General features: G+C 69.4%; 19 protein-coding genes and 1 tRNA gene. 10 read left to right on the top strand and 10 right to left on the bottom strand.

What is annotated here, in order from left to right; translation table 11 throughout:
• Positions 1 to 6,439 (bottom strand): fatty acid synthase subunit beta domain-containing protein (locus tag ACWDU1_RS10615; RefSeq protein ID WP_449997471.1); only part of this gene is annotated, 6,439 nt, incomplete at its 3' end.
• A gap of 388 nt (positions 6,440 to 6,827) precedes the next feature.
• On the opposite strand from ACWDU1_RS10615, the gene ACWDU1_RS10610 reads away from it, so the two are divergent.
• Positions 6,828 to 6,909: transfer RNA gene (locus ACWDU1_RS10610), tRNA-Leu, on the top strand.
• A gap of 199 nt (positions 6,910 to 7,108) precedes the next feature.
• Here ACWDU1_RS10610 and ACWDU1_RS10605 read toward each other — a convergent pair.
• Positions 7,109 to 7,717, bottom strand: a complete 609-nt coding sequence (locus ACWDU1_RS10605; RefSeq protein ID WP_449997470.1) for a flavodoxin family protein — start codon at positions 7,715 to 7,717, stop codon at positions 7,109 to 7,111.
• Between the two features lie 176 nt (positions 7,718 to 7,893).
• Between ACWDU1_RS10605 and ACWDU1_RS10600 the strand changes: the two genes are divergently transcribed.
• A complete protein-coding gene (locus ACWDU1_RS10600; protein ID WP_449997469.1) occupies positions 7,894 to 8,364 on the top strand; it encodes a hypothetical protein in 471 nt (156 codons plus the stop codon).
• A 70-nt stretch (positions 8,365 to 8,434) separates the two neighbouring features.
• Positions 8,435 to 8,905: a hypothetical protein gene (locus tag ACWDU1_RS10595; RefSeq protein ID WP_449997467.1), complete on the top strand. Its 471-nt coding sequence runs from the start codon at positions 8,435 to 8,437 to the stop codon at positions 8,903 to 8,905.
• Here the strand turns inward: ACWDU1_RS10595 and ACWDU1_RS10590 are convergent.
• The gene (locus ACWDU1_RS10590; RefSeq protein ID WP_449997465.1) at positions 8,888 to 9,364 is read right to left on the bottom strand and encodes a CPBP family intramembrane glutamic endopeptidase; all 477 of its coding nucleotides are present in this window, start codon (positions 9,362 to 9,364) and stop codon (positions 8,888 to 8,890) included. The genes ACWDU1_RS10595 and ACWDU1_RS10590 overlap by 18 nt on opposite strands.
• Before the next feature lie 233 nt (positions 9,365 to 9,597).
• On the opposite strand from ACWDU1_RS10590, the gene ACWDU1_RS10585 reads away from it, so the two are divergent.
• A complete protein-coding gene (locus ACWDU1_RS10585) occupies positions 9,598 to 9,771 on the top strand; it encodes a hypothetical protein (protein ID WP_449997463.1) in 174 nt (57 codons plus the stop codon).
• A gap of 416 nt (positions 9,772 to 10,187) precedes the next feature.
• Positions 10,188 to 11,825 carry an ABC-F family ATP-binding cassette domain-containing protein gene (locus ACWDU1_RS10580; RefSeq protein ID WP_449997462.1) on the top strand — a complete coding sequence of 546 codons (1,638 nt, stop codon included), beginning with the start codon at positions 10,188 to 10,190 and terminating at the stop codon, positions 11,823 to 11,825.
• 13 nt (positions 11,826 to 11,838) lie between these two features.
• On the opposite strand, the gene ACWDU1_RS10575 is transcribed toward ACWDU1_RS10580, so the two are convergent.
• Together ACWDU1_RS10575 and ACWDU1_RS10570 are read right to left on the bottom strand one after the other, a co-directional pair.
• Positions 11,839 to 12,711, bottom strand: a complete 873-nt coding sequence (locus tag ACWDU1_RS10575) for a Vgb family protein (protein ID WP_449997474.1) — start codon at positions 12,709 to 12,711, stop codon at positions 11,839 to 11,841.
• A 67-nt stretch (positions 12,712 to 12,778) separates the two neighbouring features.
• Positions 12,779 to 13,258 (bottom strand): Dps family protein, encoded by a 480-nt coding sequence (locus ACWDU1_RS10570; RefSeq protein ID WP_449997460.1) that lies wholly within the window; start codon positions 13,256 to 13,258, stop codon positions 12,779 to 12,781.
• A 214-nt stretch (positions 13,259 to 13,472) separates the two neighbouring features.
• On the opposite strand from ACWDU1_RS10570, the gene ACWDU1_RS10565 reads away from it, so the two are divergent.
• A complete protein-coding gene (locus tag ACWDU1_RS10565; RefSeq protein WP_449997459.1) occupies positions 13,473 to 14,060 on the top strand; it encodes a type 1 glutamine amidotransferase domain-containing protein in 588 nt (195 codons plus the stop codon).
• 68 nt (positions 14,061 to 14,128) lie between these two features.
• On the opposite strand, the gene ACWDU1_RS10560 is transcribed toward ACWDU1_RS10565, so the two are convergent.
• The 3 genes from ACWDU1_RS10560 to ACWDU1_RS10550 all read right to left on the bottom strand — a co-directional run bounded on the left by ACWDU1_RS10560 (position 14,129) and on the right by ACWDU1_RS10550 (position 18,106).
• Positions 14,129 to 15,595: an aldehyde dehydrogenase family protein gene (locus tag ACWDU1_RS10560; protein WP_449997457.1), complete on the bottom strand. Its 1,467-nt coding sequence runs from the start codon at positions 15,593 to 15,595 to the stop codon at positions 14,129 to 14,131.
• A 94-nt stretch (positions 15,596 to 15,689) separates the two neighbouring features.
• A complete protein-coding gene (locus ACWDU1_RS10555; protein WP_449997456.1) occupies positions 15,690 to 16,871 on the bottom strand; it encodes a 4-hydroxybenzoate 3-monooxygenase in 1,182 nt (393 codons plus the stop codon).
• Complete coding sequence (locus ACWDU1_RS10550) at positions 16,868 to 18,106, bottom strand: MFS transporter (RefSeq protein WP_449997454.1); 1,239 nt, start codon at positions 18,104 to 18,106, stop codon at positions 16,868 to 16,870. The genes ACWDU1_RS10555 and ACWDU1_RS10550 overlap by 4 nt, the downstream gene beginning before the upstream one ends.
• Before the next feature lie 124 nt (positions 18,107 to 18,230).
• Between ACWDU1_RS10550 and ACWDU1_RS10545 the strand changes: the two genes are divergently transcribed.
• The gene (locus ACWDU1_RS10545; RefSeq protein ID WP_449997453.1) at positions 18,231 to 19,139 is read left to right on the top strand and encodes a LysR family transcriptional regulator; all 909 of its coding nucleotides are present in this window, start codon (positions 18,231 to 18,233) and stop codon (positions 19,137 to 19,139) included.
• Between the two features lie 31 nt (positions 19,140 to 19,170).
• On the opposite strand, the gene ACWDU1_RS10540 is transcribed toward ACWDU1_RS10545, so the two are convergent.
• Both ACWDU1_RS10540 and ACWDU1_RS10535 read right to left on the bottom strand, forming a co-directional pair.
• The gene (locus ACWDU1_RS10540) at positions 19,171 to 19,827 is read right to left on the bottom strand and encodes a CoA transferase subunit B (protein WP_449997451.1); all 657 of its coding nucleotides are present in this window, start codon (positions 19,825 to 19,827) and stop codon (positions 19,171 to 19,173) included.
• Entirely contained in the window at positions 19,824 to 20,570 is a 747-nt protein-coding gene (locus tag ACWDU1_RS10535) for a CoA transferase subunit A (RefSeq protein ID WP_449997472.1), read from the bottom strand. Before ACWDU1_RS10535 ends, ACWDU1_RS10540 begins: the two co-directional genes overlap by 4 nt.
• A gap of 151 nt (positions 20,571 to 20,721) precedes the next feature.
• On the opposite strand from ACWDU1_RS10535, the gene pcaH reads away from it, so the two are divergent.
• From pcaH to ACWDU1_RS10520, 3 genes are all read left to right on the top strand, one after another.
• Positions 20,722 to 21,441, top strand: coding sequence for a protocatechuate 3,4-dioxygenase subunit beta (gene pcaH, locus ACWDU1_RS10530; RefSeq protein WP_449997449.1), 720 nt, complete (start codon positions 20,722 to 20,724; stop codon positions 21,439 to 21,441).
• Positions 21,434 to 22,060, top strand: coding sequence for a protocatechuate 3,4-dioxygenase subunit alpha (gene pcaG / locus ACWDU1_RS10525; RefSeq protein ID WP_449997448.1), 627 nt, complete (start codon positions 21,434 to 21,436; stop codon positions 22,058 to 22,060). The genes pcaH and pcaG overlap by 8 nt, the downstream gene beginning before the upstream one ends.
• A gap of 13 nt (positions 22,061 to 22,073) precedes the next feature.
• Positions 22,074 to 22,755 (top strand): lyase family protein (locus ACWDU1_RS10520; RefSeq protein WP_449997447.1); only part of this gene is annotated, 682 nt, incomplete at its 3' end.

Here is a 22,755-nt window from a genome sequence, read left to right as displayed (position 1 = left end):
TGCTCGCGCCGGTGATGATGGCGATATCGGAGGACCACTCCCCCACCTGCTCGGTGTCCCGGGCCGCCGCCGCGATCCGCTCGTAGTGCCCGGCCAGTACCGAACGGGCCTCGTGCACGGCCCGCTGCCGCCACCAGTCGGCCTGCGCGGCAACGGCTTCACCGGCGCCGGCGAAGCCGCCGACCGGCAGTTGCGCGGTCGCGGCGTCCTCGCCCAGCCACAGCCGGGCCAGATCCTCGCGCGCGGTGGCCCAGCGGTCGTCGAGCAGTACCGCTTTGCGGCCGTCGAAGGCCGGGGCAACCAGCCGCGGCCAGTCCGAACCGAGTTCGGCCGACACCAGATCCACCAGATTGTCCTCGGTGGCCTCGGGCGCGGAGACCTGCTCGTTCAGTCCGAGCTGTTCGAGCACCAGGCGCGCGGCCGAGGCCAGCACACCGTCTTTGCCGGTGATCTGCTCGGTGAACTCGCCGAGCGCGGCCGCGTCCACGGTGCCGCCGGCCGATCCACCGGCGGACGGCAGCGATACCGCGACACCGCGGCGGGCCGCCACCGACTGGACGGCGGCATCGACGGCCGCGTCCACGGAGGCGGCGTCGGTGAGAGCGCCGGATACCAGGCCGCCGAGGTCGCCGCCGCGAACGCTGGCGCCCTCGCGGGTGCCCAGCGATACCTCGGCGGTGACGTGGCTGGCCCAGCCGTCACCCAGTTCCCAGACCTTCTTCACCCGTTCGGCGATCGCCGCCGGGCGTTTGCCGGACGGTCCGAACACCTTGCGGAGATGGTCGTTGATCGAGTCGGACAGCACCGAGCCGAACGGCTTGTAGGTACGGGCCAGACGTTCCACCGTGGCCGACAGCGCGCCCATATCGGCGTCTGCGGCGCCGTCGATCGCACCGAGCGACAGTTCGGAGCCGAGGTCCACCAGCAGCTGGTTACGCCGCGAGGACACCCCGTCGCAGAGTCCTTCGATGGTGTCGACCGGGCCGATCTGGTCGATCCGCAGCTTGGTCCACAGGGCGATGAGCACCCGGGTGGCGTCGGCGGCGGTGAAGGTGATGTCGTCCGGGCGCGGCCCACCGCTCGGGGCGGCCGGCGCGGCAGCGGGAGCGGCGGCCGGGGCGGCAGCGGCGGCGGGAGCCTCGGCGACTTCTTCCACCGGCTCGTCCACCGGCGCCGGATCGGTATCGGTCGAGTAGACGATTCCGGCCTCGCGCTCGATATTGAGCACTTCCACGGTCGCGGTGCCGAAATCCGGCAGTTTCAGGGTCTGGCTCGCCAGGTTCGCGACCGTCGGAGTCGCGCCCAGGCCGACCTCGACGAACCGTTCCACACCCAGTTCACCGAAGAGCAGGTCCTGGGTTTCGATCCAGCGCACCGGGCTGGCGAACTGCCAGGCCAGCAGTTCGATCAGCACCACCCGGCACAGTTCGCTGGGCCGCCGCGACCACGAGTCGAAATCGGCGAGCACCGCGGCCAGCGGTTCCGACGGCACCAGATCCGCGATCTCGGCGACGAATTCGCGCTCCAGCGAGAACGGCCGCGGCACCAAGTTCGGGATATAGCGCCCGACCAGCACCTCCGGATGCAGTTCCTCCGGCAGCAGTTGCTCGAGCTTGCCCCGGAACTCCGGAACGCCCTTGCGCAGCACGGTCGAATGGAACGGGACGTCGATACCGGGCACCAGGATGAAGGCCCGCTTGCCGCCGAATTCCTCGCGGCGGCGGTCGATCTCGGTCTCCAGCGCCTCCAGGCCGGCGACGGTACCCGCGATCGCGTACTGCGAACCCCGCAGGTTCAGGTTCACCACCTCGAGGAACTCACCCGCCTGCCGCCCGACCTCGGCCACGAATCCGATGACCTCGTCGTCGGGCAGCCCGATCTGCGAGGGCCGGATAGCGGCCATCCGGTAATCGCTGCGGCCCTGCTCGTCACGCGGAACCAGCTCGTGCATGGCCGAACCGCGCTGGAACACCACCTCGAGGACGGCCTCGAGCGGCAGCACACCGGCGACGGCGGCGAGCGCGTTGTACTCACCCACCGAATGCCCGGCCAGCAGCGAACCCTCCACGAAGGCGCCGGCCTCGCGCAGTTCCGCGACCTGGGCGACACCGAGAGTGGCCATCGCGACCTGGGTGAACTGCGTCAGGTGCAGCACACCGTCGGGGTGGCGGTGTTCGACACCGCGTGCCTTGAGGTAGGTCGGGTTGTCGCGCACCACGGCGAGGATCGAGAAGCCCAGCGCCGCACGGGTGTGCTTATCGGCGCGGTCCCAGATGGCCTTGGCGGCCTTGGACCGGGTCCGGGCGTCCAGGCCCATGCCCTTGCGCTGGATGCCCTGGCCCGGGAAGGCGTAGACGGTCTTGGGGGCGGCGGTGCGACCGGTCGCGGTCATCACCAGGTCGCCGCCGGTGCGGCAGGACACCTCGACGATCTCGTCACCCGCGTCGACCGCGACCCGCTCCACCCGCACATCGATCTCCGCACCGGGCCGCACCATGCCGAGGAACCGGGTGGTCCACGCGGTCAGGGTGCGAGCCGGTATCGAAGCCTGCGGGTCCACCGCGGAGACGGCGTGCTGGGCGGCGGCCGACAGCCACATCCCGTGCACGATCGGACTGCCGAGACCGGCCAGCTTCGCGGCGGCGTCGCTGGTGTGGATCGGGTTGTGATCGCCGGAGACCGAGGCGAACGCGGCCATACTGCGGGGCGCGATCATGGTGACATCCCGGCGGCGGCGACGCGGCGTCTCGGTGGCGTCCGCGCTCACGGTGCCCGCGGCCCGGGGCGGATCGGTCAGTTCTCCGGCGCCGGTGCGGCCGCGGATCGCGAAACGCTCCGCGAGCCGGGCCAGCGGCACCACGTCCAGGCCCTGATCGCGCATCTCGCCGACGGTGACCTCCACCTCGACCACGCGGCCGAGATCGGTGTCGAGTACCGACCCGGACTCGGCGCGGACCACGAGAATGCTGGTGGCATCGGGGAGTTCGCGCAGCAGTTCGATCCGGTGGTCCAGATGCACCAGATCGAGCATGCCCTCGATCACGCTGGCGCCCGGTTCGGTGCGGGCCGCGCCCAGGACCGCGAAGACGGCCGGCCAGCAGGCGCCGACCAGGACGTCGGGCACGGTGCGGCCGAGCGTGCTCAGCTCCGCGGGCAGCCCGGTGCCGGTCACACCGGCGTGGTCGGCGACCAGATCCGGTGTCCACGCGAGGTTGACGTGCGCGATATTGCTCTTGACCTCGGGCAGTGTCTGCCCGGCCGCCACCGCGAGCAGCGCCGACATGGCGGCGTCCGCGTCGGCTTCGGTCACCACGGGCGCGCCGCCGTTGTACACCGACACCGGGACGGTGATCCGGATCCGCACCACATGTCCGGCATACAGCGGGACGGTGAGCTCCACATACGAGTGCTCGGGTTCGGGTCCCTCGGTCTCGACGAGGGTGGCGCCGGTCGGTGGATGGATCGCGCCCTTCTCGTCCACGGTCCATTCGTGCAGGTCACCCAGACGGTGCACCGGGTTGACGGTCGCCCGGCCGGACCAGTTCACATCCGGGGCGGCCAGCACCACATCGATGGGGCCGCTGGTCACGGCGGCGACCCGGCGCGCGTCGACGGCCGCCGGCACCACACCGTCACGCACCAGCGTGTACGCCGTGTCCTGTTCGAAACGGTCCAGCAGCTCACCCACGGGCTCGTCCACCCGGGTGATCCCGGCGACCGATACGGTGCCCGGGATCACGCACACCTGGTCGGCCGAGTAGCGCGGATCGTGGGCCTGCCACAGCGAATCGGAGCGCCACCAGCGCCGAACGTCCTGGTCCACCACCGGGACGAAGTTCACCGGTTTGCCCGGGGTCTTGCAGAGTGCCACGAAGAACGGCACATCGGCCGGATGCAGCAGCGTTCCCGCGGCGGCCGGATACCGCTCGGCCAGTGCCGCGAGGGCGCGGGCCGGGTTCTCCAGATCCTCGTCGCCGAAGAGGGAGTCGATCTCGCCGCGGTCGGCCGGCGCCAGCCGGGCCTCGGCGCGGCGCAGCATTTCGGCGAACCGGTCGCGCCAGCTGATGTCCAGCCATACCGAGCGGGTGCATTCGGCGATCGTCTCGCCGAGATCGCTACCGCAGTCGAAATCCTGGCGGTTCTCGCGGCCGATCGCGAGGTCCACGTAGCGCTCGAGCCACGCCAGGTAGCTCATCGCGGTCACATCGCCGAAATACGGTTTGGCCGTGGCGTTCAGGGCCGTGATGATCTCGTCGCGCCGCTGCGCGACCGCGTCCGCGTCGCCGGCGACCTCGTCGAGCAGGCGGCCGGTCCGCGAGGCGGCGTTGTCGATCTCGTGGATATCGGCGCCCAGCTGGCTACGGCCCGAGGCCATTCCGCCGGTCGCGGTGCCCGCGCCCACCCAGTCCGGGGTTCCGGGGGTATCCACCAGCAGCTGTTTGACCTCCGGCGCCGTCGTGGCCTCCAGGGTCGCCATGGCGGCGGTGCCCACGAGCACACCGTCCAGCGGCATGGCCGGATAGCCGTGCGCCACCGACCAGGCACCGGTCAGATACTCGGTGGACCGCTCCGGGGTTCCGATCCCACCGCCGACGCAGACCACGACGTTTCCGTGTCCGCGCAGTTCGGCATAGGTCTCGAGCAGGAGATCGTCCAGATCCTCCCAGGAGTGGTGTCCACCGGCCCTACCACCCTCGATATGCATGATCACCGGGTAGTCCGGGACCTCGCCGGCGATCCGGAGCACCGAGCGGATCTGCGCGACGGTGCCCGGTTTGAACGCGACGTGGCCGATCCCCACCTCGGTCAGTTCCTCGATCAGCGCGACGGCTTCCTCGAGCTCCGGGATACCGGCGGTGACGACCACACCGTCGAACGGAGCGCCCGCCGCGCGAGCCCGCTGAACCAGCCGCTTACCCCCCAGCTGCAGCTTCCACAGGTACGGGTCCAGGAACAGCGAATTGAACTGCACCTGCCGTCCCGGCTGCAGCAGCTTCTTCAGATCCTCCACGCGGTCGGCGAAGATCTGCTCGGTCACCTGGCCGCCGCCGGCCAGTTCCGCCCAGTGGCCCGCGTTGGCCGCGGCCGCGACGATCTTCGCGTCCACCGTGGTCGGGGTCATGCCCGCCAGCAGGATGGGCGAGCGTCCGGTGAGCCGGGTGAAGGCGGTCTCCACCACGATGCGCCCGTTGGGCAGCCGCACCGGCACCGGCGCGAACGCCGACCACGGCCGGGCCACTTCGGGGATCGCGCCCGGTGTCAGCAGACTGCGCTGGCCGGCCCGCGTGGCCACCGCGACCACGCCGACCCCGCTGCCTTTGAGAGAGTTGCCGCTCACCCGGGACAGCAGGTCGCCGGGGCCCAGGTCCAGGATCCATTCCGCGCCCGCGCCCACGACGCCGTCGACGATCGACACCCAGTCGACGGGGTCGACCAGGATCTGCCGGGCCATCCGCCCGGCCAGTTCGGTGTCCAGGCCACACTGGCCGGCCCAGCCTTCGACCAGCTCGACGGTATCGCCCAGCGCCGGGTGGTGGAATGCCACGTCGACATCGAGATCCTCGAATACCGGCGCGAATACGGCGCCGCCGCGCTGTTTGGCGGAGCGCTCGCGATCCTGCTCATCGTGCAGTTGCGCACAGCGCTGCCGCACCCGGCGCAGCGCGTCCGGGGTACCGGAGAGCACGACACGACGCCGGCCGTTACGGATGGACAGCACCGGCGCGGCGGCCGGGTCCATACCCGCGGCCACCTCGGCGATCACGGTACGAAGCTGTTCGGGATCGGCATTGGAGACGGCGACCATCGAGGAGCGCTCGCCCACCGGCATCAGCCCGCGCCGCCGCGCCACCAGACCCGCGGCCGCGCCGACCAGCTGGGCGATCGCCAGCATCTCCGCGTCGCGCTGCCCGCGCGCGGCCACCGCGGCGGCGGCGAGCAGGCCCTGCGAGTGACCGACCACCGCGACCGGTTCGAATTCCGCCGGATCCAGCCCCTGCAACCGCAGCGCCCGCAGCGCGGCCAGCTGCGCGAGCAGTACACCGGGCATCGACACCGCGGCCGAGCGCAGCACACGTTCCGGTGGCGCGTCGGAGACGGTTTCGGTGTCGTCGTCGGCGAGCTCGTCCTCCAGCATCCAGGCCACCGGATCGAAGCCGACCGGTCGAACGGTCAGCAGCTGATCCGAGACCGGCGCCAGCAGCCCGGCCGCCTCGTTGACCAGTGCGGTGAGTTCGGGCTCGAGGGCGGCGTCACGGCCGATCTCGGCCAGCTCGCCCAGCCAGCTCGCGCCCTGGCCACCGAAGGCCAGGGCATAGGGGGCGCCCTCTCGCAGACGGTCCAGCAACGGTGTGCGATTCGTCTCGGAGGACCTGCTCGCGGCCGCGGCCGCGTTCACCCGGTTGTCGGCTCCGGACGCAGTGCTCTCGTTAATCGTCAAGACGCTTCGGCTCTCTCTCGTGGCGACATATCTTCGGAGGCTTCCCCGGCTCCCGGTCCGCGCGAGGGCATGCCATGCCCGTCGGCTCGCTATCGGCGAGGATGCCACGAAATCATGAGGAAATCCTCACGTTTGCCTGCCGGTGCGCCGCTTACCGATGAGTATTTCTGTACGCATGTACCAGAATATGGAGAAATATGACCCTCCCTCATGTTTGAAGCCGCAGGTGAGGCCACGTGCTTACCGCCGCGAAACATGAGCACTCCTCATATTGGGCGTAACGCAATCGTTATAATCGCAGGTGGGGTTACCGGTGAGTACAAACACGCCGCCCGCGTCTTCATGATCGGCCGACGGCCCGGTAGAGTTTGGACGGTCGTACCATCAAGCGCGAGTGGCGAAATTGGCAGACGCGCCAGATTTAGGTTCTGGTGTCCACGGACGTGGGGGTTCAAGTCCCCCCTCGCGCACAACCCCATCGACTCCCGTCGTTTGTCGCCGGGAAGGGAATGGCCGTCGGCAGCGCGCACCGGTTCACCCGCCCCGTCCGACCCAGGCCTGCGGCACGTCTCCTGTCCGCCGATCCAGGCAAGCGTTCGAAGTAGCTGTGCCCCAGGGCCTCCGGATCAGCAATGACATCGGCGGCGGATCAGCAATGACATCGGCCGGTCATTCCGGCGGGTATTGCTCCGCGCGCAGCAGCCGGGCCAGATGCGCGGCGTTGCGCGCCGCGGTGGCGTTGGTGGACACCACCGCCTTGGGTGTCGCATCCAGATCGAGGTAGTCGACCCCGCTCATCGCCTCACCGTTCCAGTAGGTGGCGCCCTGGGCGGGTAGCGAGAACCCCATATCGTTCAGTCCCTGGAACAGGTCCGCGACGATCTTGTGCGCACCGTCCTCGTTGCCTACGACCGCGGCGAGGGCGACCTTGCCGAACATCGACGGCCTCCCCCGGGAGTCGGTCTCGGACAGTTCCGCGTCGAGCCGCTCCAGGGTTCGCTGCGCCACCGACGACATATGGCCCAGCCAGGTCGGGGTCGAGACGAGCACGATATCGGCCTCCCGCACCCGGGCGCGAATTCGCGGCCACTCGTCGCCGTCGCCTTCGTCACCGCTCACCCCCGGATAAACGTCGTGGTCCACCACCCGGATCACTTCGCCGGATACATCGTGCTCGCCGAGTTCGCCGAGGAGCTGGCGTGCTATCCGGTCGCTGCTCGACTCCGCGGGAGATTTCTTCAGAGTGCATACCAATGCGACCGCGTGCAGAGTGGCCATCGGTTCCACCTCCATATCGGTTTGCCGTCTCCTGCCGCGCAGTAGCCGACCGGCGCGGCCGTAAACATCTCCCGCCGGAGGCACCGGCTCACGACACCATTGCCATCGAACAGCGGTGATAGCTACTATCAATCGAGTCGAATCGGGTCGGACACTCGACAGAACGGAATCCACCCATGAGGCCACAGGCGCAGTTCCTGCGCGCGGGCCCTCGACTGATCGGCACCATGGTCGGGGCCGTAGCGCTCGTCTTCACCGCCGCACCGGCGGTGGCCCTCCCTCTCGGCGGCAACGCCTTCGTCGCCGGACAACCGGGTCCACAGGTCGAACTGAATCAGTACTGCCAAGCTCCCGGCGAGGTGGGACACCTCGCGGACGGTGAGACCGTCTACTGCACGCCCATCAACGGTTCCGACAACTACGTGTGGTCCATGTGGCCCGAACCGCAGGCCCTTCCGGTGGATCCGAACACCGGCGGGTACAACTGTTACGGCGCGAACTGCACCTTCCCCGACGGGAACCAGGTTCCCGAGGAACAGCGCTGCGGCGCCCGCTGCGGTGAACCGCCCACCACCGGAGATGTGAACAACGGCTGGGCGGATGGTCTGCGCAACGGCGCGGGCCGGGAGGTCCACGCCGTACGGTGACAGAGCGATCCCGCTTCGACGCCCGAGACGAACCGAGTCACGCACCCGAGTATCGAAGATGGTGAAATCCATGCCATATCCAGCGAATTCACGCGCTCGCTCATCCAGAAGACTACGAATTCTCGCCGCGGCGGCGGTGCTGACCGGCGCCTGGGCGGTGGGGCCGGCCCTCACCCCCGGCATACCCGGGGCCGGGCCCGCGGGGGCAGATCCTCAGGTCGTCCTGAACGACTACTGCTCCGAACCCGGCGCCGCCGGGCAGGCGAACGGGCGAACCGTCTACTGCACCGCGATCGTGAACAGCGAGGCCCACGTCTGGTCGTATTCGCAGACGCCGCTGGCCCGCGATCCGAACACCCGCGGCTACACCTGCGACGACGACGGCTGCCGGTACCCCGACGGCGCCGAGGTCCCCGGCGCCCAGCGCTGCGGGCTGCTCTGCGGGGAACCGCCCACCTCCGGCGATGTGCAGAGCGGTATGGCGGACTGCTTTTATTCCGGCGTCGGCTACGACGAATGCCTGTTACGCATCCCCGAGTGACCGGACCGGACCTCCGGGGCCGATCGGCCGGGCCACCGCCGACCCGTGATAGAAGTACGTGCCCAGGCCGACGGTGAACACGAGTATTCCGTAGATGGAATGTTCGACCGAGGCCGTGAACAGGGAATTCGTCCGCTGATATCGCCGCGCGAAGATCCAGCCGCCGGCGGTGCTCAGCACCACCGAGACCCAGCTGCCGAAGATGATGTGGACATACCCGAACGCGGCCGAACTGGCGGCGACCAGGCCCGTACCGGTGCCGAACACCGGCGCGTAACGGTGGAACAGGAACGAGCGGAAGATCAGCTCCTGCGGATAGACACTCAGCACCGGGTAGAGCACCATCACCGCGCACCACAGCCCCGGATGACGGCGGGGCAGGTCGAACAGATTGTCACGATCGGTGAGCGCGACTCCGCCGGTCAGCAGGGCCGCGCTCGCGGCGGTGAGCGCCGCCACCGCCGAACCCGCACGGGATCACCCTAACCGAACAGCGGTCGCAGCGACCGGGACGCGGAGACATCGCCCGGACCGTCCCGTGACCGCTACGCGACCCGGCCGCCCGCCGCGGCGACCCGGCTGTGACCCGTCGACCGGAACGTGATGCTTTCTTGTCTGGTATCGGTGCCCGGACCGGCGAAAACTGGGGGAGCGCAGGAAGTCAACGGTTTTCATCGATCGAAGGGTGTGACATGCCAGCCAGAATCACCAAGCTCTTCGCCGCGACCGCCATCGCCCTGGCCCTGGGCGCCGTCGCGGCCCCCGCGGCGTCTGCCGCGACCGGGCCGATCCAGGCACCCGTCATCCCGGGCCTGGGATCGGTCGAGATCTGCGTCCCGCTCGGCAGCGCCGAAGTCTGCATCTAACCGCCCGTCACGCACGATCCGCCCTCCCGTCCGATGTCCGATCCGACCGGGAGCCGGATCGTGCGCTTACCCGAACAACCACCGAACCACCGCCCAGAACGCACGTTGCTCGTGAAGGAGCGTGCGTCGGGATGAGCAGGCCGCGGCCCCACGCGACCTGCTCATCCGTTTCCGGGCCCGGTACACGCGGCCGGTCCGCGCCCGGCCGTGCCGCCATCGCGCGGCTGATATCCTCTTACCTGTTATCGAAGTACAGGAGACCGACCATGGTTGGTGAACTCGACATCACCGGGGTCACCCGGCTCTGACGGCCACCAGTAGGGCGCATCGGGCGCCGCTGAAGTGGCCATCTCGTCGTTCGCCGATCCGTTCGCGGCGCTGCCACGCGCGCCCGCACGAAACAGAGGTCTCCCCTGATGTCAGATGCCCGTATCGTCTGCTCGAATCTGTCCTTCTCCTGGCCGGACGACACTCCGGTCTTCACGAACCTGTCCTGCACCGTGCCCGCCGGGCGCACCGGCCTGGTGGCCCCGAACGGCGCCGGGAAGAGCACCCTGCTCCGGCTGATCGCCGGTGAGCTGACGCCCTCGGCCGGGAGCGTCGTCGTCGACGGCGTGCTCGGCTATCTCCCCCAGACCCTGCCGCTGACCCGCGATATGTCGGTGGCCCAGCTACTGGGAATCGCGCCCGTACTGGCGGCGCTGGACGCGGTCGAATCCGGTGATACCGCCGAGGCGCATTTCACCACCATCGGCGCGGACTGGGATATCGAAGAACGCACCCGCGCCCAGCTCGACCGGCTGGGCATCGGTGACCTGTCCTTCGCCCGCCCGCTGCACACTCTCAGCGGTGGTCAGGTGGTGTCCCTGGGGCTCGCGGCCCAGCTGTTGCGCCGACCGGATGTACTGCTGCTGGACGAGCCCACCAACAATCTCGATCTCGACGCGCGCCACCGGCTCTACGAAGTACTCGGCGACTGGAAGGGGTGTCTGCTGCTGGTCGCCCACGACCGCGCCCTGCTCGACCGGATGGACCGGATCGCCGAACTGCACGCGGGCGAGATCGCCTTCTACGGGGGCAATTTCACCGAATACGAGGAATCGGTGCGCGCGGCGCGCGAGGTCGCGGAGAAGAATATCCGCAATGCCGAGCAGGAGGTCAAACGCGAGAAGCGCGAACTGCAGCAGGCCCGGGAACGCTCGGCCCGGCGAGCGAGTACCGCGGCGCGCAATCTCGGCAATGCCGGGCTACCGAAGATCTTCGCGGGCACGATGAAACGGAATGCGCAGGAGTCGGCGGGCCGGGCAGGTGAAACGCACGCCGCGCGAGTCGAGGCGGCCAAGACCAAACTGGATTCGGCCGAACGCGCGTTGCGCACCGAACACAAGATCGCGGTGCAGTTGCCGCGCACCCGCGTCCCGGCCGGGCGCACCGTATTCCTGGGTGAGCGGATGCACCACCGGTTCGGTGACCGCCTCGTCCTCGGACCGGACGGCGCGGACCTGGCTGTGCGCGGTCCCGAACGGATCGCGCTCACCGGACCCAACGGCGCCGGGAAATCCACACTGCTGCGGATCGTGCAGGGTGAGCTGGCCCCGGACTCGGGCGATATCACCCGCGCCGACGGCCGGATCGCCTATCTGTCCCAACGGCTGGATCTGCTGGACCCGGACCGGACGGTCGCCGAGAACCTGGCCGCCGCCGCGCCCGAACTCCCGGACGCCGACCGGATGAACCTGCTGGCCCGGTTCCTGTTCCGGGGCGCTCGCGCGCATCTGCCGGTCGGCGTGCTCTCCGGCGGTGAACGGCTGCGGGCGACCCTGGCCTGTGTCCTGTTCGCCGAACCGGCACCGCAGCTACTGCTGCTGGACGAGCCGACCAACAATCTGGATCTGACCGGTGTCGAACAGCTGGAGAGCGCCCTGAACGCTTATGAGGGCGCGTTCATCGTGGTCAGCCACGATCAACGATTCCTGCGTGAGATCGGCGTGCGACGCTGGTTGCGATTGTCGGAAGGCAGCCTGCAGGAGATCGCGGACCCCGGAAAGGACTGAGCACCGGCCGGTTTCACGATCGAACCGGAACGCGCTCCAGGGTGCCCGATTCCATCGCCACCCAGAGCGCACCATCCGGCCCGACGGCCAGACCGTGTGGTTCCGAACCCGGGAGTCCGGTCGCGGTGATCGCACCTTCGACGGTGATCCGGCCGAGCCGGGCGGTGGCCCATTCGGTGAACCACAGGGCCCCGTCCGGCCCGGCGATGATGGCGTGCGGCCGGGCCTCTCGGTCGGGCAGCGAAAACTCCTCGATATCACCCGATGTGGTGATCCGGCCGATCTGTCCGGCGCCGATCTCCACGAACCAGAGGGCACCGTCGGGCCCCGCGGTGATACCGACCGGGTTCGCGCCCGGGGTCGGTAGCGGGTGCACCGTCGAGACTCCGTCCAGACCGGTCCGGCCGATGGCATTGCCCTGGTTGAGCGTGTACCAGAGCGCGTCGTCGGCACCGGTGGTGATCATCGAGGGCATACCGGTCACCGGGAAATAGGTGGTGGTCCCGTCCGGGTCCAGCCGGCCGATCCGGTCGGTCTGCATCTCGGTGAACCAGAGCGCGCCGTCGGGCCCCGCGGTGAGTCCGTACGGCGTTTCGGCGGGGAACCAGGCCGGATCACCTTCCCCAGTGATCCGGCCGATCCGGTTGGCGCGGAATTCGCTGAACCACATGGCATCACCGGGCCCGGGCACGATCACGGTGGGCTGTCCGTCGGGGCGGCCGGTGGCGAAAACGCGCACCTCGCCCTCGTGATACCGGCCCACCGCGCCGGCTCCGGCCAGGGTGAACCACAGGGCGCCGTCGGCTCCCGCGCTCACTCCGTACGGGGCACCGGGAACCTCTACCACCTGTATTCCTCCTTCGGCGCCGGTGATCCGGCGCGACATCACCCGGCGGGGACCGTAGCGGTCACCCCGACGCGACCTCGGCCGCCCACCGGGCCGCGCCGGCGGATCAGGCGGAGGAAAGCTGAGCCTGCCACATCCAGTGCAGTTGCTCCAACCGGCCGGCGATGGTGATGAAGAGATCCTGGGTGACCGGATCGGCCTTCTCGGTGCTGTCGATCCGCACCCGGAGCCGGCGGATGATGGTGTCCAGGTTCTGCACGATCGCGGTGATGACGTCGGTGTCCTGCTGCCAGCCGTCCGGGAAATCGAGACCGCCGGCTTCCTTGGCCACCGTGGCCGCGCGCCCATCCGGGCTCACCCCGATCGCGGTGGCGCGTTCGGCGGCCTGATCGGTGAAATCACGAGCCGCCACGACCAGTTCGTCCAACGCCAGATGTACCGAGCGGAAATTGCGTCCGAGGACGTTCCAGTGCGCCTGTTTGGCGATCAGGGACAGATCGATGAGGTCGACGACTGTTGCGCGCAGAGCCTCACCGGTGATGCGCTGCTGTTCCGGGTCGAGCGTGCTCTTGATCGGGACGTTCATCGTCGAAAACCCTTTCTTGTCGTCAGGAACATCGGGCGGCTACCCAGAATCGCACTCTCGAATCAGGCAGGGGCCGATCTCGGCGATGGCGCCGATCACAGCTGTTTCGGGCCCCGGGCCGGGGGTAGGTCGCACACAGACCGGCTTCGGCACTGCGTTTTCGCAGGTACAGGCTTTCGCCGGGACAGCGTTTCCGTATAGGAGGGAGCAAGAGATGGCCCAGCACAATCTGACCGGACGACGGGTGGCGATCCTCGCGGCCGACGGCGTGGAACAGGTCGAACTCGTGCAACCCCGGTCCGCGGTCGAGGACGCGGGCGCGACCACCGCGCTGGTGTCGCTGCAGCGGGGGCGGATCCAGGCGATGAACCACGATGTGGAGAAGGGCGACACCTTCGCGGTGGACCGGGTGGTCGGCGAATGCTCGGCCGACGAGTTCGACGCCCTCTTGCTCCCCGGCGGCACCACCAACCCCGACCAACTCCGGCAGGACCCCGCAGCGGTCGGATTCGTCCGTGATTTCTTCGCCGCCGGGAAACCGGTGGGGGTGATCTGCCACGGCCCGTGGACCCTGGTGGAGGCCGATGTGGTGCGGGGGCGCACCCTCACCTCCTACCCCAGCGTCCGCACCGATATCCGCAACGCGGGTGGCACGGTGGTCGACGAGGAGGTGGTCACCGACCACGGTCTGGTGTCCAGCCGCAACCCCGGTGACCTGCCCGCGTTCTGCGCGAAGATCGTCGAGGAATTCGCGGAGGGCAGGCATCGGGTGCACCCGGAGGGCGCCACCGCGTCCGGCTGATCCGGTTCTCCGGCATTCCCGCGGCCGCGACATCCGGGTGTCGCCCGGATATCGCGGCCGCCGGGTCGTCAGAAGGGGTATCGGGCGATCTCCGATTGCACCGTGACCCACTGGGTTTCGGTGAAGGTGTCCAGATTGGCCGCCGGCCCGCCGAACCGTCCGCCTACCCCGGACGCCTTGATACCGCCGAAGGGGATGACCGCCTCGTCGTCCACCGTCTGGTCGTTGACGTGCACGGCGCCGGAGTGGATGCGATCGGCCAGTTCGAAGGCCTTGAACGCGTCGCCGGTCAGAATGCCCACCGAGAGGCCGTATTCGGAGGCGTTGACGATATCTACGGCCTCGTCGAGGGTGTCGTAGGTGAGCACCGGGGCCACCGGGCCGAAGATCTCTTCGGTCCAGGCCGGATTGTCCGGGCCGAGCCCGGTGAGGACGGTGGGCCGGTAGTACAGGTCGGTGTATTCACCGCCCGCGGCGAGGGTGGCGCCCGCGTCGACGGCGGAGGTCACCAGCTCGTGTACCCGGTCGCGCTGGGCGGCATCGATGATCGGGCCCAAGGCGTTGGCCGGGTCGGCCGGGTCGCCCACGGCGAGCGCGCGGGCCTTCTCGGTCAGCGCCGCGATATATTCCGCGGCGATCGAACTGTGCACCAGGTGGCGCCCGGTGGTCATACAGATCTGGCCCTGATGCAGGAACGATCCCCACGCTCCGGCCGACGCCGCGGCCGGGACATCGGCGTCGGGCAGGACCAGCAGGGCATTGTTCCCGCCGAGTTCCAGATGCACCTTCTTCAGCAGCGGTCCGGCCTCGGCCGCGATCCGCCGGCCCGCCGCCGTCGATCCGGTGAACGACAGGCACGGAATCCGCGGATGCGACACCATCGCCGCGCCGAGGTCGCCGCCACCGGGCAGGACATGCAGCACCCCGGCGGGCAGGCCCGCTTCGCTCAGGAGTTCGGCCAACGCCAATCCGCCCGAGATCGGGGTCCGGGGGTCGGGTTTGAGGATCACCGCGTTGCCCAGCGCGAGGGCGGGAGCGACCGAGCGCATCGAGAGGATGCCCGGGAAATTGAACGGTGAGATGACGCCGACGATGCCCACCGGCACCCGCCGCGCGACCGAGAATCGCGGTTTACCCGACCGCAGCAGTTCCCCGTACGGATGCGAGGCCAGGGCCGCCGACTCCTGGAGTTCGCTGGTCACCAGACCCACCTCGAACGCGGCCTTGCCCTGCCCCGAGCCGGCTTCGGCGACCAGCCACGATGCCAGGCGGTCCGGGTTGTCACCGAGTAGCCGCGCGGCCCGCAGCAGTACCGACACCCGATCGTCGTAGGTGCGCGCGGCCCATTCCCGCTGCGCCGCGAGGGCGGAATCCACCGCTCGATCGAGGTCGTCGGTTCCGGCCGCACCCACCGTGTCGATCACCGCTCCGGTGGCCGGCCCGACCACCGGCAGGGACCGGGCGGCGGATCGGAAGGCGCCGTCGAAGAGCGCGCCGTGCCAGGCAGTGGTGGAAGGTCCGGCCGAGGTGGTCATATGAACTCCTGATTCGCGGTCGTGACGGAAACGAGTATCGCGGTGCGGGCGCCGGATGGCGGCGGGTCGGCGGAATCCGCGCCGGGCGGCCCGGTCAGGCCGCCTGCTGCCAGCCGGTATAGGCCTCGGCGAGGTAGGCGGCCCCGTGGCGGGACCCGGTGACCAGCGCCAATTCCCCGCGCTGGCGTTCCAGGTCGAATGGGGAGGCGCCCTCCACCGAATGCAGCATGGTGGTCATCCAGTACGAGAAATGCTGTGCCTTCCACACCCGGTCCAGCGCCCGCTCGGTATAACGGTCCAGCGCGGGATCGCCCATACCGCCGAGGAAGTCGATGATCGCCTCGTGCAGGACCCGGACGTCCGCCAGCGCCAGATTGAGACCCTTCGCGCCGGTCGGCGGGACGGTGTGCGCGGCGTCGCCGGCGAGTAGCAGGCGTCCGTGCCGCATCGGGGCGGTGACGAAGGACCGGAACGGCAGCACCATCTTCGCGCTGATCGGCCCTTCCACGATCTCGAAACCGTTGCCGTTCACCCGGCGGCGCATCTCGGCCCAGATCCGGTCGTCGTCCCAATCCTGCGGCCGCTCCTGCGGCGAGCACTGGAAATACATCCGCTGCACGGTCGGCGTGCGCTGACTGACCAGCGCAAAACCGTGTTCGGAGTGGGCGTAGATGAGCTCCGGATGCGACGGCGGCGCCTCGGCGAGGAAACCGAACCAGGCGAAGGGGTATTCGCGGAACCATTCGCTGCGGGTCCCGGCCGGGAAGGTCTTGCGGCAGATCGACCGCGACCCGTCGGCGCCGACCACCAGATCCGCCTCCACCCGGGCGGGCCGGCCGTCGGCGCCGGTGAACGAGACCACCGGCCGCTCGGCCGTGATATCCACCGATGTATCGGTGACCCCGTACCGCACATCGCCTCGGTCGGCCTCGCGGCGCGCGGCCAGGTCGACGAAGACGTCGTTCTGCGGGTACAGCCAGACCGATTCGCCGACGAGATCCTTGAAATCGATGCGGTGGTTGTCCCCGCCGAACCGGAACACCACCCCGTCGTGCCGGTCGCCCTCGGTCATCACCCGATCGGAGACGCCCGAATCCACCAGCGTCCGCACGGATCCGGCCTCGAGGATACCGGCGCGGATCGTGGTGGCGATCTCGTGCCGGTCGCGGATATCCACCACCACCGAGTCGATCCCGGACCGGTGCAGCAGATGGGACAGCAGCAGGCCCGCCGGACCCGCTCCGACGATGGCTACCCGGGTGCGGGTGGTGGTCATGTGGCGTACTCCTTCAGATCGTCGCGTCCGGTTCGGGTGGGTGCGGCCGGCGGGGTGAACTGCCGGGCCAGGCGGGGCACCGTCGCCAGGGCGAGCAGCCCCAGCGCGGCCACCGCCGCGAAGAAATAGAAGCCCCAGGGGTGGGCGGACCCGGAGACGATGAGTGCTCCGGTGATACTCGGGCCGAAGATGGCGCCGAGACGGCCGACGGCCGCGGCCAGGCCGAGCGCGGTGGCCCGCACCTCGGCCGGGTAGGCCTGGGTGACATAGGCGTAGACCAGCACCTGGGCCGAGAAGACGAAGATGCCGGTGACCAGGACCAGGGCGTTGAGCAGAACCGTGCTCGACACCTTGACACTCAGCAGCGCGAGCAGCACCGCGGCGGCGGCGAACCAGACCAGGATGATCGGTTTGGTGCCACGGCGGTCGGCGAGGATGCCGGCGACCACCAGTCCGATGATGGCGCCGATGTTGAGCACCAGCAGCAGGGTCAGCGAGGTGGACATGTTGTAGCCGGCATCGCGCATGAGCTTGGGCAGCCAGGTGTTCAGGCCGTAGACCAGCAGCAGGCCCATGAACGAGCCCACCCAGACGCCGAGCGTGGTGCGCAGGTAGCGGGGCTGCAGGACGACCGTCGGCCGCACCCGCACGGCGCTTTCCCGGGTTTCCAGGTAGGCGTCGGATTCCGGCAGTTTGCGCCACATGAGCGGTACCAGCAGGAGTCCGGCGATACCGCCGGCATAGAACAGGATCTCCCAGTCGGGCACGAGCCACAGCGCCAGCAGCGAGGCGAGCACGGCGCCGAAGTGATATCCGGTCATGGTGAAGGTGCTGGCGAAGGCCCGGCGGGTGGGCGGCATATGTTCGGCCATGAACGTGAGCGCGGTGGGCATACACGCGCCGAGTCCCAGCCCGGCCAGCAGCCGGAAGGCGCCGAAGACGGCGACCGATCCGGCCCAGGGCACCGCGATGGTGAATACGGAGAACAGCGCGATCGAGGCCAGCAGGACCCGGCGGCGGCCGTAGCGGTCGGCCAGCGGTCCCACCCCCGCGGCGCCGATCGCGACTCCGACCAGGGAGATGGTGGCGGCGAAAGTGGCGCTCGCGGCGGTGAATCCGAGGTGGTTCTCATCGATGAGCGTCGGGATGACCGCGCCGAGCACGACGAGGTCGTATCCGTCGAGCAGCACGGTGAGCCAGCACAGGGCGGCCGGCCACGACAGCAATTTGTTCATGCGGGAATTCATTTCTGATCTTCGAGCCGTGCGTGCCGACCCAGAACTGTGATGGCACTCACGCTAAGCTCGCGTCCATCAGAAATCCAATAGATGTTTTTCCGGAGTTGAATAGAGGAGATCTATGGCGGCGGATTTCGATCTGAACCTGGTGCGCACATTCGTGCTGCTCTACGAGACACGCAGCGTCACCGCGGCCGCCGATCTGCTGGGCGTCACCCAGCCGACAGTCAGCTACGGGCTCGGAAAATTGCGCAGGCGGCTCGACGATGAGCTGTTCGTCCGCGGCCCCGGCGGGCTCACCGCGACCTCGGAGGCCGAGCGGCTGTACCCGCCGCTGCGCACGGCTCTGGCCAAGGTCACCGAAACGCTCGGCGCGACCGACGAATTCGACCCCGGACGCCCGACCCGGTTCACCCTCGGCCTCTCCGATCTGGGTGAGGTGACGGTCCTGCCGCTGGTACTGACCGAGCTCACCGCGCAGGCGCCGCGCGCCGGGTTGCGCGTGCGGGCGTTCGATCTGGATACCGCGGCCGACCAACTGGCCCGCGGGGAACTGGACGCCGTGATAGCCAGCCCGGTCCTGGATTCCCCGCGGTTGCGCCGCACCCCGCTGTTCACCGAGGGGTACGCGGGGATGGTCGCGGCCGATCATCCCCGGCTCCGGTCCGATGCCCCGGATCAGGCCGCCCTGGAACGGGAGCGGCATGTGGTGGTGAACGGCGGGACCGGCCACCCCGGACCGCGCGCGGCCCTGGCCGCGCACCGGCTGGAGGACCGGATCGCGGTCCAGGTGACCCGGTTCGCGACGCTGCCGTATGTGGTGCAGGACAGCGAACTGGTCGCGATCGTGCCCGAGCGGGTGGCGCGGGCCCTGGCCCGGACCCATGCCGTGCGGATCTTCCGGCTGCCGTGGCCGATCGAGCCGGTGGAGGTCGCCGCCTATACCCGTCACACCCCGGAGGGCGGTGCGCCGCAGCGCTGGTTCCTGGAGGTGATCCGGGCGGCGACGGCGCGACTCCCGGCGCTGTGAACAGCCGGGACCCGCTGCGCCTGCGCGCATCTCAGCCCACCCGCTCCAGCAGGCCGGCGGCGACCTCTAGCTCGGCGCCGGTGGCCGCGCGCACCTCGTCGACGGTCACACCCGGCGCCGTTTCCACCAGCAGCAGCCCGGTCTCGGTGATATCGAGAACCGCCATATCGGTGATGACGCGGTCCACACAGCCCATCCCGGTCAACGGCAGCGAGCATTCGCCGACGATCTTGGGTTCCCCGGCGCGGGAGACGTGGTCCATCATCACGATCACCCGGCGGGCGCCGTGCACCAGATCCATGGCGCCGCCCATCCCCTTGACCATCTTGCCCGGGATCATCCAGTTCGCCAGATCGCCGCGGGCGCTGACCTGCATGGCGCCCAATACCGCGAGATCGACCTGACCGCCGCGGATCATGCCGAACGACTGCGCGGAATCGAAGAACGAGGCGCCGGGCAGGACGGTGATGGTCTCCTTGCCGGCATTGATGAGTTCGGGGTCGAGCTCGTCCTCGGTGGGATACGGGCCCACGCCCAGCACCCCGTTCTCCGAATGCAGGACGACGGTGATATCGCCCGGCAGATAGTTGGGCACCAGGGTCGGCATCCCGATTCCGAGGTTGACGTACTGCCCGTCCTCGAGTTCCCGGGCCACCCGGGCCGCCATCTGTTCGCGGGTCAGCGTCATGCGCGCACCGTCCTGTTCTCGATTCCGACCTCGACCTCGCCCACGTGCACCACGCGCTGGACCTGGATACCGGGGGTGTGGACCTCGTCGGGGTGTAGTTCGCCGGGTTCCACGAGATGTTCGACCTGGGCGATGGTGATCCGGCCCGCGGCCGCCGCGGGCGGGTTGAAGTTGCGGGCGCTCGCGCGGTAGACGAGGTTGCCGTGCCGATCGCCCTTCCAGGCGTGGACCAGCGCGTAGTCGGTGACGATGCCGCGCTCCATGACGTAGGTGACCCCGTCGAATTCCCGGGTCTCCTTGGGCGGGCTCGCCACCGCGATACCGCCCGAACCGTCGTAGCGCAGCGGCAGACCGCCCTCGGCGACCTGGGTGCCGACACCCGCCGGGGTGAAGAACGCCGGGATTCCGGCGCCACCGGCGCGCATCCGTTCGGCGAGGGTGCCCTGCGGTGTCAGCTCGACCTCCAGCTCGCCGGACAGGTACTGCCGGGCGAACTCCTCGTTGGCACCGACATAGGAGCTAACAGTGCGGCGGATGCGATGCGCGGCCAGCAGCACACCGAGCCCGAACCCGGCGGTGCCGCAGTTGTTGCTCACCACTTCCAGCTCACCGGCGCCCTGTTCGAGCAGCGCGTTGATCAGTACTTCGGGCACGCCGACCAGGCCGAATCCGCCGACTGCCAGCGATGAACCGGCGGGGATATCGGCGACCGCGGCGGCGGCCGTGGCAATGACTTTGTCCATCACGCGGTTCACTGTAACCTCAAACGTGCGGATTGTGAACTTTCGTCCGCATAGCGAACATTTCCTCGGATGCTTTGCTCTTTCCCGAGCCCGTCCTAGGCTGTTCGCATAACGAAGAAGTGTCCACATACCGAACATGAGGTCGTCGCGCATGCTCCAACTGCCACCGCCGTACCGCGGTATCGAAAAGAACGAGGAAGCTCCGCTCGACTTCGCCGATTACCGCACCACCGCCCGGCGGCACCCGAAACAACCGCTGGTGCTGCTGCCCCAGCGGCTCGGTGAGCTGACCGGGCCGGCGCTCGGCGAAGGCCGGGTCACGGCCGCCGACGCGGACCTCACGCTCGCCCGCGGCGGCGAGGCCGCCGGGCAGCGGATCGTCGTGCACGGCCGGGTGCTCGACAGCGACCGCAAACCGGTACCCCACACCCTGGTCGAGGTCTGGCAGGCCAACGCGGCCGGCCGCTACCGGCACCACGGCGATCGGTGGCCCGCTCCGCTGGACCCGTATTTCGACGGAGTCGGCCGGACGCTCACCGACGGCGACGGCCACTACTCGTTCACCACCATCAAACCGGGCGCCTATCCGTGGGGAAATCACCACAACGCGTGGCGGCCCGCGCATATCCATTTCTCGCTGTTCGGGCGCGCCTTCACCCAGCGCCTGGTCACCCAGATGTACTTTCCCGACGATCCGATGTTCTTCCAGGACCCGATCTACAACTCGGTTCCCGACGGTGCCCGCCAGCGCATGGTCAGCGTGTTCGACTATTCGGCCACCAGCGACAACTGGGCGCTCGGCTTCCGTTTCGACATCGTGCTGCGGGGTCGCGACGCGACCCCGTTCGAGGAGGACGACCACGATGAATGACGCCGTATTCGCGCCCCGCTATCCGGCGACACCGGGGGATTTCACCACCGTCGGCTACGGGCCGACACCGTCGCAGACCGTCGGGCCCTACCTGCATATCGGACTGCCCTGGCCCGACGGGCCGGAGATCGTCGCCCCCGGCACCGCCGGGTCGATCACGATCGCTGTCTCGGTCGCCGACGGTGACCGCGCTCCGGTGGCGGACGCGCTGGTGGAGGTCTGGCAGGCCAACCGCGACGGGGTTTTCGAACACCCCGACGATCCGCGCCCGCAGACCGACGCCGCCTTCCGCGGGTTCGGCCGCTGCCCCGCCGACGAGACCGGCACGGCCCGGTTCACCACCGTCAAACCCGGGGCCGTCCCGGCCGGTGACGCGGGCACCGAGGCACCGCATCTGAATCTCTCGATCTTCGCGCGCGGAATGCTCAACCGGCTGGTCACCCGGCTGTACTTCCCCGACGAGACGGCCGCGAACGCCATCGACCCGGTGCTGTCGGCGCTACCGGAATCCCAGCGGCACAAGCTGATCGCCACCGCCACTGCCGACGGCTACCACCTGAGTGTCGTCCTGCAGGACGACGACCCCGCGGGCGCCGAGACCCCGTTCTTCTACTTCTAGGAGGAATCGCACCGTGGCGCGTGGAGAACTGTTCGACCCGCTGTTCGGAGCGGCGGCGCTCGGCGCCGTCCTCTCCGACCGCGCCTGGATCACCGCACTGGTCGAGGTCGAATGCGCGCTGGCCAGGGCGCAGGCCGCGGCCGGTGTCATCGACGTCGATCACGCCGCCGCCATCGACGCGGCGGGTCCGGCGGTGGTCGCCGCCGTCGACCCGGCCGCTCTCGGCGCGGCGGCCGTCGCGGGCGGTAATCCGGTGATTCCGCTGGTCGGTGAGTTGCGTGCGGCCTGCGCGCAGCGCGGTGTCCCGGCGGCCGCGGTGCATCGGGGCGCCACCAGCCAGGACATCCTGGACAATGCGCTGCTACTGCTCGTGCAGCGGGCCGGGAAGCTGATCGTCGCCGATCTCGGCGCCGCCGCCGACGCCGCCGCCGGACTGGCCCGGACCCACCGCGACACCCCGATGGTCGCGCGCACCCTGGGCCAGCAGGCGCTGCCGACCACCTTCGGCGCGCTCGCGGCCGGCTGGTGCGCGGCGCTGGACCGGGCGACCGGCGCGCTGATATCGGTACTGGCCGACCTACCCGTCCAATTCGGCGGGGCCGCGGGCACTCTCGCGGCACTGCATCCGCACGGTCTCACGGTCGCCGACGCCCTGGCCGCCGAACTCGGTATCCACGCGCACGAGAATCTGTCGC

The sequence above is a fragment of the Nocardia sp. NPDC003345 genome (genome assembly GCF_053589395.1).
Note: the sequence above shows the minus strand (reverse complement) of the source record. Positions and strands in the feature narration are given on the sequence as shown.